This window comes from Pantoea sp. Morm (assembly GCF_016643525.1).
Taxonomy (GTDB): domain Bacteria; phylum Pseudomonadota; class Gammaproteobacteria; order Enterobacterales; family Enterobacteriaceae; genus Pantoea; species Pantoea dispersa.
In genome coordinates, this window is sequence record NZ_VOQX01000125.1 from 1 (window position 1) to 10,352 (window position 10,352).

A 10,352-nucleotide genomic window follows, 5' to 3' on the forward strand; every position below is an offset into this window, starting at 1 on the left:
CATGCGGACGGCCCTTAGCCAACTGAGATAACGCGATGCAACAGGCAATCAAAATACATTCACGCGACAACGTCGCCGTCGCGCTGCAGGATCTGGCGGCCGGCACCCAGGTTATCGTCGCAGAACAGCGGATTACGCTGCATCAGGATATCGGGCGCGGCCACAAGTTTGCGCTGCAACCGCTCAACAGTGGCGAGCAGGTGATTAAGTATGGGTTGCCGATTGCCCATGCCACTCAGCCGATCGCCGTTGGCGAGCTGATTCACTCCAGCAACGCGCGCACCAATCTGAGCGATGTCGATGACTATCACTATCAGCCGGAACACCTCACGCTGCCACCGCAGGCGGCGGATCGTGAGGTACAGATCTATCGTCGCGCCACGGGCGAGGTTGGCATTCGTAACGAGCTGTGGATTTTGCCGACCGTCGGCTGCGTGAACGGCATCGCCCGGCAGATTGTGTCACGCTTTCTCCGGGAGAGTGACGACGCGGCCGGCATCGACGGTGTGCACCTGTTCAGCCATCCCTTCGGCTGTTCACAGCTGGGGCAGGATCACGAAAATACCCGCACCATGCTGCAAAATATGGTGCGTCATCCTAATGCCGGCGCGGTGCTGGTGATTGGACTCGGCTGCGAAAACAATCAGGTCGATATCTTTCGCGACACGCTGGGCGACTTTGACAGCCAGCGCGTGCAGTTTATGGAGTGTCAGCAGCAGGATGATGAAGTGGAAGCCGGCCTGCAGCGGTTGCATGCGCTGTACAACGTGATGCGTCACGACCGCCGCCAGACGGGCAAACTGAGCGAGCTGAAGTTTGGTCTCGAATGCGGTGGCTCGGACGGCTTTTCCGGCATCACCGCCAATCCGCTGCTCGGCTGTTTCTCTGACCAGATGATCGCCAACGGCGGCACCACGGTGCTGACCGAAGTACCGGAGATGTTTGGTGCCGAGCGCATCCTGATGAGCCGCTGCCGTGATGCGGCGATTTTCGACAAAACGGTGGCGATGATTAACGACTTCAAGCGCTACTTTATCGATCATCAGCAGCCGATTTATGAAAATCCATCGCCTGGCAACAAGGCGGGCGGCATCACCACGCTGGAGGAGAAGTCGCTGGGCTGTACGCAAAAAGCCGGACAGAGTCAGGTGGTGGATGTGCTGAAATACGGTGAGCGGCTGCGCACGCCGGGGCTCAATTTACTCAGCGCGCCCGGTAACGATGCGGTCGCCACCAGCGCGCTGGCCGGAGCCGGCTGCCATATGGTGCTGTTTACCACCGGGCGCGGCACGCCGTACGGCGGCTTCGTGCCCACCGTGAAAATCGCCACCAACACGCCGCTGGCGGAGAAAAAGCCGCACTGGATTGATTTCAATGCCGGACGGCTGCTGGAGGGCACCAGCATGGAGGCGCTGCTGGCGGAGTTTGTTGAGACTATTGTGGCGATTGCGAACGGCCAGCCGGCGCGCAATGAAGCTAATGATTTCCGCGAGCTGGCGATCTTCAAGAGTGGCGTGACGCTTTAAAGCGGCAGCGGTTAAAGCGCGGCACCGGTGGGTGCCGCGACGCGGGTTAACCGGCGGTGCGAGGCTGACGTTCCGCTTCCGCCTGACATACGGCGGCGGTAAACAGAATATCGGTCGAGGAGTTGAGTGCGGTTTCGGCGGAATCCTGCAGTACGCCGATGATAAAACCGACCGCAACCACCTGCATCGCCAGATCGTTAGGGATGCCAAACATGTTGCAGGCAACCGGAATCAGCAGCAGCGAACCGCCCGCCACGCCGGACGCACCGCAGGCACACAGCGAGGCGACAAGGCTCAGCAGAATAGCGGTGGGTACGTCCACGGCAATGCCCAGCGTGTGCACCGCAGCCAGCGTCAGTACGGTAATGGTGATTGACGCGCCCGCCATGCTGATGGTGGCACCGAGCGGAATCGATACCGAATAGGTGTCTTCATCCAGATTCAGGCGTTTCGCCAGCGCCATGTTGACCGGAATATTCGCGGCCGAGCTGCGGGTAAAGAACGCCGTTACGCCGCTTTCGCGCAGGCAGGTAAACACCAGCGGATAAGGATTGCGGCGGATTTTCTGAAACACCAGCATCGGGTTGACCACCAGCGCCATAATCAGCATGCAGCCAATCAGCAGCGTCAGCAGGTGGGCATATTGCCACAGCGCGCCGAAGCCGGTTGAGGCCAGAATCGATGCCACCAGGCCAAAAATGCCCAGCGGCGCGCAGCGAATCACACAGCGCACCACCCAGGTTGCGGCATTCGACGCGTCATTCAGAAAGGCTTTGCTGCTCGGGCTGGCATGACGAAACGCCAGGCCAAGACCAACCGCCCACACCAGAATGCCAATGTAGTTGGCGTTCATCAGCGCTTCAATCGGATTGGCGACCATGCTCATCAGCAGGCCGTGCAGCACTTCGGTGATGCCGGACGGCGGGGTAATTTCGGTCGCGCCGACGTCCATCGACAGCGTCTGCGGGAACAGATGGCTGAAAATCACCGCGACCACCGCCGCGAAGAAGGTACTGAGCAGGTACAGCATAATGATCGGGCGAATATTGGTTTTTTGCCCCTGCTGATGGTTGGCAATGGAAGAGATCACCAGCACCAGTACCAGCAGCGGTGCCACGGCTTTTAGCGCGCGCACGAACAGTTCACCCAGCAGGCCGACGGCCAGCGCGGCATCGCGTGAAAGCCACGCCAGCGCCACGCCGGCAATCAGGCCGATCATGATTTGTTTTACCAGGCTTCCTGAGAACAGCGCACCCAGCGGTCGAAGAAGATTATTTAGCATATTACGGTCTTTTTATCGCGGTATGAGTGTTGTGCGCGGTTGCTCCGCGCCAAACGGTTTGCCCGGCGGAGTATAAGGAAAAGAGCTGACGAGAAAAGAGATAATTCTGCCGGTGCGCGCCAGATCGGTTTTTTGATCTGCTGATGACAGGAAGTGTGACAGAGATATGAAACGCGAAGGTTGGCACTGGCGAAACAAAGCAGGGGCGATTAGCGCCCCTGCAGAAGATTATCGTGAGATGCCTTTCTGGTCGTTTCTGTGGTTTACCCAGGCGTTAATCAGCAGCGTACCGCCGAGAATCACGCCGACCACCGTCAGCGAGATCGCCACCGGAATGTGGTAGAACTCGACGATCAGCATCTTGATACCGATAAACACCAGCACGATCGCCAGACCGTATTTCAGCATTGAGAAGCGCTCTGCCACGTTGGCCAGCAGGAAGTACATAGCGCGCAGGCCAAGGATGGCGAACAGGTTAGAGGTCAGCACGATGAACGGGTCGGTAGTGACGGCAAAAATAGCCGGAATACTGTCGACAGCGAAAATAACATCGCTCAGCTCCACCATAATCAGCACCAGCAGCAGCGGTGTGGCAAACAGCACGCCGTTTTTGCGGGTGAAGAACTTTTCGCCATGCAGTTCATCGGTCATGCGCAGATGCTTACGCAGCCAGCGCACCACCGGCTTATCGCCGACGGCAGCGTCATCGCCCTCTTTAGCGAAGGCCATTTTGATGCCGGTAAACAGCAGAAAAGCGCCGAAGATGTAGAGGATCCAGCTGAACTGTGTGACCAGCCAGCTGCCGGCAAAGATCATGATGGTACGCAGCACAATCGCGCCCAGCACGCCGTAAATCAGCACGCGGCGCTGAAGATTAGACGGAATGGCGAAGTAGCTGAACAGCATCAGCCAGACGAAGACGTTATCGACCGCCAGCGCTTTTTCCAGTACGTAACCCGTCAGGAAAGCCAGGGTTTGCGCGGTTGCGACTTCGCGCCCGGCGCTGCCGTCGAGATACCACCAGAACGCGGCGGCAAACAGCAGAGAAACGGAGATCCATACCAGCGACCAGACGGCAGCCTGTTTGAATGACATGGTTTGTGCGGCGCGTCGTCCCTGTAAGAAGAGATCGATCGCCAGCATGATGAGCACGACGACAGCGAAGCTGCCCCAGAGTAACGGTGTGCCTACAGAGTGCATAGTCGTATCCTGTCCTGAAAATGAAAAACGGCTGAGTCAGAAGACGTCAGCCGCTTTATAGAGCTGCAAGCAAACCCCGCCTTCCGGCAAGGTCTCACTTACAACACAGAATCAATTCCGGGTTGCCTGACGACCGGATGCGCTACGCATCGTAATGACGATCGGTCAGCTTACAAGTTACTCCCCTTTGCTGCGGCCAACATACGTGCAAGCGCGAGCAGATTCAATGGGGGAGCTGTAATATTTTGCAATATTTACACTTCTTTCCGATCCGCCGGAAACACCACGCCGGTCTGGCGACGAATCTCTGTCAGCAACCGGGCGGTAATGCGTGACACCTCCAGCGCAGGGTGCTCCACCTGGCGCGTTTCCACCAGCCGGGCAAAGGTCTCTGCTTCATACAGCATAGTATTGATGTGCTGTGGCTGCGTCAGGTTCTGGCTCTCGCCGCCGCGCGGAATCAGGCGCAGCTGCTGGCACTCGGAAATTTTCTCTATCACCAGCGAGCCGGCTTCGCCCTGGATTTCGCTGGGAATCAGGGAATCACTGACTTTCGAGTGCAGCAGCGTGACGTCGAAATCGCCGTAGTCCAGCACTACCACGCCGTGCGCATCGACGCCGCTTGCCAGCAGCGAGGCCTCAGCTTTCACCTGCTGCGGCGCGCCCCACAGGGTAACGGCAGCGGCGAGGCAGTAGTAGCCGATATCCATGATCGAACCGTTGGACCAGCGCGGGTTAAAGGTATTCGGGTTCTCACCGTCGAGATAGCGCTGATAGCGTGACGAGTACTGACAGTAGTTGAACAGCGCTTTGCGCAGGGTGCCTAACTGCGGCAGCGCCTGTTGCAGGCGCAGGAACGTCGGCAGACTGGCGGTTTTGAACGCCTCAAACAGCACCACCTGATGCTGACGCGCACAGGCAATCATCGCCTCAGCTTCACGCAGGTTAGAGGCCAGCGGTTTTTCGCAGATGACGTGTTTGCCGTGCGACATGAACAGCAGCGCCTGCTCACAGTGCAGCGCATTGGGGCTGGCGATATACACCGCGTCGATTTCCGGACTTGCCGCCAGCGCCTCCAGTGAGGTAAAGGTCAGCGGACAGGGATAATCCGCGACAAAGGCGTCGGCCTGCTGCTGGCTGCGTGAATAGACGGCGCTCAGTTTCATTTTGCCGCTCTCGTGCGCGGCGTCGATAAACTGGCGGGTGATCCAGTTGGTTCCCACAATGGCAAAACGTATCACGGCTGGTTCTCCTGCACTCTGAAAGCGGCAGAGTAGCATGTTCCCTGGCGGCGCAGGCAGGCGAAATTTGATCCTGCGATCCGCATTCCAATATGATGATGCCAAACCCTTTTTTAACCGACATGCGGGGACGCCGGGTGAGCGGAAGCAAACACGCACTGAACTGGACCACACTGCTGATCGCCATTCCGGTGGGCCTGGTGGCCTCACTGGTCACGCTGGCGTTTCGCGGCATCATCGATCTCATCAATCATTTGCTGTTTCACAGCGACAGCGAAATCACGGACGCGATGCACGTCTGGCCGTGGATCTTCTGGCCGCTACTGGTGGGGGCGGGCGGGCTGCTGGCCGGCTGGTTCCTGCGCTACGCGGTGGCGATTGAGCAGCAGGAGACGGTGAAAACCGATTACCTTGAAGTGATTAACGCGCGGCTGGATGCGGTGCCCACCAAAACCTCGCTGTTTCGCGCGCTGTCGTCGATTGCCAGTATCGGCAGCGGGGCGTCGATTGGTAAAGAGGGGCCGATGGTGCAGCTGTCGGCGTTGAGCGGTAGCCTGCTGGGGCGCTGGCTGCCAGCGTCCCTCAATATGCGCAACAGCGACATCGTCGCGATGGCGGCCGCCGCCGGTCTGTCGTCGGTGTATCACGCCCCGCTGGCGTCCGCAATTTTTGTCGCGGAAATTGCGTTTGGTATCTCTGCGCTACAGCGGCTGATTCCGCTGATTATCGCCTCGGCAGTGGCGGTGATGACCATGTGGTCACTGGGCTTTCGCAGCGCGCTCTATCCGCTCTCCGACACGCTGTTTCAAATGGATCTCACCAGCCTGCTGATGACGATAATCATTGGTTTTGCTGCGGGCGTGGCAGGCTGGCTATTGATCAAGTTGATTTCACGCAGCAAAGCGTTATTCAGCCGCGTGCGCTCGCTGCCGCTCAGGCTGGGCGCAGGTGGCTTTGCGGTTGGCTTACTGGCGCTGATCTCCACCGATATCCTCGGTAACGGCTATGAAGTGATCGTGAAAATCATTGAAGGCAACTATCTGCTGGCGGGTTTGCTCGGCCTGCTGGTGCTGAAAATGCTGGCGACCACGCTCTCGGTCGGCTCCAACGCGGTAGGCGGCCTGTTCACGCCCTCATTATTGATTGGTGCGCTGCTCGGCGTGGCGCTGGCGCAGACTGGCGTGCTGCTGCATCTGCCGGTGGGCAATACGCTGCTGTATGCGGCGGTGGGCATGGCGGCGGTGCTGGCGGCGGTCAGTCAGGCGCCGCTGATGGCGATGCTGATGGTGCTGGAGATGACGCTCAACAGCAGCCTGCTGTTCCCACTGATGATCGCCTCGGTACTGGCGTCAATGCTGGTCTACCGGCTGCAGTCCGCCAGCACCTATCCGGTGGTAAGCCATCACCTTAATCGTTCAGAAGCGAAATATGATTTTGATAATATGCGGGTTGATCAGCTGATCATCCCCGGCGCGGCGCTGCAGCCGGCGGAATCGGTCGGGCAGGCGCTGGCGGTGAGTTCACTCAAGCGCGAGCGCTACGTCTACGTCATTAATCAGGCCGGTCAGTTTCTTGGCGTAGTATCAATTCATGATATTTCGCGCAAAGTGCTGGCACAGGAGATCACGCTGGATTCGCCGGTCAGCAGCGTGATGGATGATAATTTCCCCTGCATTTACCAGCACCAGAGCATGCGTGAAGGCTGGGAGGCGTTTGCACGTGTGACGCTGGAGCGTTTACCGGTGCTGAATAATGCGCAGGAGCGTCGCTTCCTTGGCGCATTGACCAAAACCAGTCTGATCCAGAAAGCGCAGGAGTTTCTTTAGGCCGCGTTGCCGCGCAGCGCCTGTTCGGTCATCCACAGGCGCGCGTCGAACTCCAGCTGGTGGTAGTCCGGTTCCATGTGGCAGCACAGCTGATAAAAGGCTTTGCTGTGATCTTTCTCTTTCAGGTGCGCCAGTTCGTGCACCACGATCATGCGCAGAAAGGGTTCCGGCGCGAGGCGGAAAAAGGTCGAGATGCGAATTTCGGCCTTGGCTTTCAGGTTACCGCCCTGCACGCGGGAAATGGCGGTGTACAGGCCAAGCGCATGCTTCATCACTTTGATTTTATTATCCCAGATGACCTTGCTCACTGGCGGCGCGCTGCGCATATAGCGGTTTTTCAGCGCCTGCGTGTAGTCATAAAGCGCGCGGTCGCTGACGACGTCGTGCGTATCGGGATAGCGCTGCTGCAAAAAGGCGGCTAATCGCTGATTATCAATCAGCACTTGCACCTGTTCGAGGATGTTTTCAGGGTAACCCTGCAGATAGATTAATGACATTGGGATTCCCGACGAAAGACAGTATACTGCGCCCCCTTTTCAGGGCGAAAATCGCGCAAAGTGTACCACGCCGGAGATTCCATGAGCCAACTTGAACTGACCGATCGCACGCTGACACTTCAGCGCTTCCCGCCGATGCGTGAAGAGAGCCCGCTACAGGCGTGGGACGCCGCAGATGAATATTTGCTGCAGCAGGCGCTGCCGGCAGGCCCGGTGCTGGTATTCAATGACAGCTTTGGCGCGCTGACCTGCGGGCTGAACGATCGGGAAATCTGGCACGTCAGCGACTCGTGGCTCAGCCAGCAGGCCGCCCGGCAGAATCTGCGTCTCAACGGTCTGGATGAAGCGTCGGTACACTTTCTTGATAGCCTGGCGCCGTTGCCGGCTGCTCCGGCGGCGGTACTGATTAAGCTGCCGAAAGCGCTGGCGCTGCTTGAGCACCAGCTGCGCGCGCTGCGGACGGTCGTCACGCCGGATACTCTGATTCTGGCGGCCGGTAAAGCCAAAGATATCCATAATTCCGCGCTGCAGCTGTTTGAACGCATTCTCGGTGAGAGCAAAACCTCGCTGGCGTGGAAAAAAGCGCGTCTGATTTACAGCCATTTCAGCGCCCCGGCGCTGGCGGACGTGCCGGCGACCACCGTGTGGCCGCTCGACGAGACGCCGTATCACATCCACAACCACGCCAATGTGTTCGCCCGTGCCGCGCTGGATATTGGCGCGCGCTTCTTTCTGCAACACCTGCCGCACGATATTGAGGGCGAAATCGTCGATCTCGGCTGCGGTAACGGCGTGATCGGCCTGCAGGCACTGGAACAGAATCCGCAGGCCGAGGTGCTGTTCGTCGATGAATCTTACATGGCGGTGGCTTCCAGCCAGCTTAACGTTGAGCTCAACCGGCCACAGGATCTGGCGCGCTGCCAGTTTCGGGTTAACAACGTGCTGAGCGGTTTTCCGTCGGACCGGCTGCATGCGGTGCTGTGCAATCCGCCGTTCCATCAGCAGCACGCGGTGACCGACCACCTGGCGTGGCAGATGCTGCGTGACGCCAAACGCTGCCTGCAGTATGGCGGCGAGCTGCGCATCGTCGGCAACCGCCACCTTGGCTATCATCAGAAAATGAAGAAGCTGTTTGGCAACTGCGAGCTGGTGGCCTCTAACGCCAAATTTGTGGTGCTGCGTTCGGTCAAGCTGCGTTAATCACAGGCTGAGCGCCAGTTCGGTGGCCTGAGCAATGGCGCGCCGTGCATCCAGCTCCTGCGCGACGTCGGCACCGCCGATCAGCCGCACGGCTTTGCCGCGTGCGGCCAGCGCCTGCGCCAGCGTACGCAGCGGTTCCTGACCGGCGCAAATCACGACGTTATCTACCGCCAGCGTCAGCGCTTCCCCCTGATGGCGCAGGTGCAGCCCGTCATCATCAATCTTCAGATACTCGACATCGCCCCACATCTGCACGCCGTGCGCCTGCAGGCTGGCGCGATGGATCCAGCCGGTGGTTTTCGCCAGCCCGGCGCCCGGCTTGCCGGATTTACGCTGCAGCAGCCAGATCTGGCGGTCGGCAGGAGCCGGCTGTGGACGCACTAAACCGCCGCGCGCCTGCAGGCTGCGATCGATGCCCCAGCTTTGATAGAAGTCTTCCTCGCGAGCGGCGTGCTGCAGCAGAAACTCCGCGGTGTCAAAACCAATGCCGCCGGCACCGATAATCGCCACGCGCTGGCCAACCGGTTTTTTGTCGCGTATCACCTCGAGATAGCTCAGTACGCTGGGGTGATCGATGCCCGGAATCGCCAGCTGGCGCGGTGTGATGCCGGTCGCGATGATAACTTCATCCGCCTGTTCCAGTTCGTCGGCGCTGACGCGATGATTCAGGCACAGCGCAACGCCTGCGGCTGCCAGCTGATGGCGGAAATAGCGCAGTGTTTCGCTGAACTCCGCCTTGCCGGGGATCTGGCGGGCGATATTAAACTGGCCGCCAATCTGCGCATCGGCTTCGTACAGGGTGACGTGATGGCCGCGCTGCGCCGCCTGCAGCGCGAACGCCATACCGGCCGGACCGGCACCCACCACCGCCAGCCGTTTTGGCTGCGCGGCGGTGATGACCGGCATCAGCGTTTCATGACAGGCGCGCGGATTGACCAGGCAGGAAGTTACCTTGCCGGCAAAGATTTGATCGAGACAGGCCTGATTACAGGCGATGCAGGTATTGATGGCGTCGGGCTGGCCCGCCTGCGCTTTGCTGACAAACGCGGCATCGGCAAGAAATGGCCTCGCCATCGACACCATGTCGGCAATACCGTCGCGCACAATCTCCTCCGCTACCTGAGGATGATTGATACGGTTGGTAGCGATAACCGGTACGCTGACGTGCTGGCGCAGATGCTGCGTGACCCAGGCGAAACCGGCACGCGGCACGCAGGTGGCAATGGTGGGAATGCGTGCTTCATGCCAGCCAATGCCGCTGTTGAACAGCGTCACGCCGCGCTGCTCCAGCGCCGTGGCAAGCTGCAGCGTCTCCTGCAGCGAGCTGCCGTTATTCACCAGATCGAGCATCGACAGGCGGAAAATAATGATGAAGTCTTCACCGACGGCGGCGCGCACCGCCTGCGTCACTTCCAGCGCAAAGCGCTGCCGCCGGGCCACATCACCGCCCCAGCCGTCGTCGCGCTGATTGGTATGGGCGACCAGGAACTGATTAATCAGATAACCTTCGGAACCCATGATTTCGACACCGTCGTAACCGGCCTGCTGCGCCAGCCGGGCGCAGCGCGCGAAATCCGCGA

At 59.4% G+C, this 10,352-nt stretch carries 8 protein-coding genes; 3 read left to right on the forward strand and 5 right to left on the reverse strand.

What is annotated here, in order from left to right:
• Window positions 1-35: 35 nt before the first annotated feature.
• Window positions 36-1,526 (forward strand): UxaA family hydrolase, encoded by a 1,491-nt coding sequence (locus tag FT726_RS24360; RefSeq protein WP_282955092.1) that lies wholly within the window; start codon window positions 36-38, stop codon window positions 1,524-1,526.
• A 46-nt stretch (window positions 1,527-1,572) separates the two neighbouring features.
• On the opposite strand, the gene sstT is transcribed toward FT726_RS24360, so the two are convergent.
• The 3 genes from sstT to FT726_RS24375 form a co-directional block, all read right to left on the reverse strand.
• Window positions 1,573-2,808 (reverse strand): serine/threonine transporter SstT, encoded by a 1,236-nt coding sequence (gene sstT / locus FT726_RS24365; RefSeq protein WP_346303596.1) that lies wholly within the window; start codon window positions 2,806-2,808, stop codon window positions 1,573-1,575.
• Between the two features lie 228 nt (window positions 2,809-3,036).
• A complete protein-coding gene (locus FT726_RS24370; RefSeq protein WP_346303597.1) occupies window positions 3,037-4,008 on the reverse strand; it encodes a TerC family protein in 972 nt (323 codons plus the stop codon).
• 254 nt (window positions 4,009-4,262) lie between these two features.
• Entirely contained in the window at window positions 4,263-5,249 is a 987-nt protein-coding gene (locus tag FT726_RS24375; RefSeq protein ID WP_021509699.1) for a Gfo/Idh/MocA family protein, read from the reverse strand.
• Window positions 5,250-5,386: 137 nt separating this feature from the next.
• Between FT726_RS24375 and FT726_RS24380 the strand changes: the two genes are divergently transcribed.
• Window positions 5,387-7,075, forward strand: coding sequence for a chloride channel protein (locus tag FT726_RS24380; protein WP_346303598.1), 1,689 nt, complete (start codon window positions 5,387-5,389; stop codon window positions 7,073-7,075).
• Here FT726_RS24380 and FT726_RS24385 read toward each other — a convergent pair.
• The gene (locus FT726_RS24385; RefSeq protein WP_288420987.1) at window positions 7,072-7,572 is read right to left on the reverse strand and encodes a M48 family metallopeptidase; all 501 of its coding nucleotides are present in this window, start codon (window positions 7,570-7,572) and stop codon (window positions 7,072-7,074) included. The genes FT726_RS24380 and FT726_RS24385 overlap by 4 nt on opposite strands.
• A gap of 81 nt (window positions 7,573-7,653) precedes the next feature.
• Between FT726_RS24385 and rlmG the strand changes: the two genes are divergently transcribed.
• Window positions 7,654-8,772 carry a 23S rRNA (guanine(1835)-N(2))-methyltransferase RlmG gene (gene rlmG, locus FT726_RS24390; protein ID WP_346303599.1) on the forward strand — a complete coding sequence of 373 codons (1,119 nt, stop codon included), beginning with the start codon at window positions 7,654-7,656 and terminating at the stop codon, window positions 8,770-8,772.
• On the opposite strand, the gene FT726_RS24395 is transcribed toward rlmG, so the two are convergent.
• On the reverse strand, window positions 8,773-10,352 hold a 1,580-nt coding region (locus FT726_RS24395; protein WP_346303600.1), incomplete at its 5' end, for an FAD-dependent oxidoreductase. It abuts the gene before it with no gap.

Bases quoted from the DNA above. Each gene is read 5' to 3' on its own strand.
- sstT (WP_346303596.1), bottom strand. From the start codon at position 2,808: ATGCTAAATAATCTTCTTCGACCGCTGGGTGCGCTGTTCTCAGGAAGC.
- rlmG (WP_346303599.1), top strand. From the start codon at position 7,654: ATGAGCCAACTTGAACTGACCGATCGCACGCTGACACTTCAGCGCTTC.
- FT726_RS24385 (WP_288420987.1), bottom strand. From the start codon at position 7,572: ATGTCATTAATCTATCTGCAGGGTTACCCTGAAAACATCCTCGAACAG.
- FT726_RS24370 (WP_346303597.1), bottom strand. From the start codon at position 4,008: ATGCACTCTGTAGGCACACCGTTACTCTGGGGCAGCTTCGCTGTCGTC.
- FT726_RS24360 (WP_282955092.1), top strand. From the start codon at position 36: ATGCAACAGGCAATCAAAATACATTCACGCGACAACGTCGCCGTCGCG.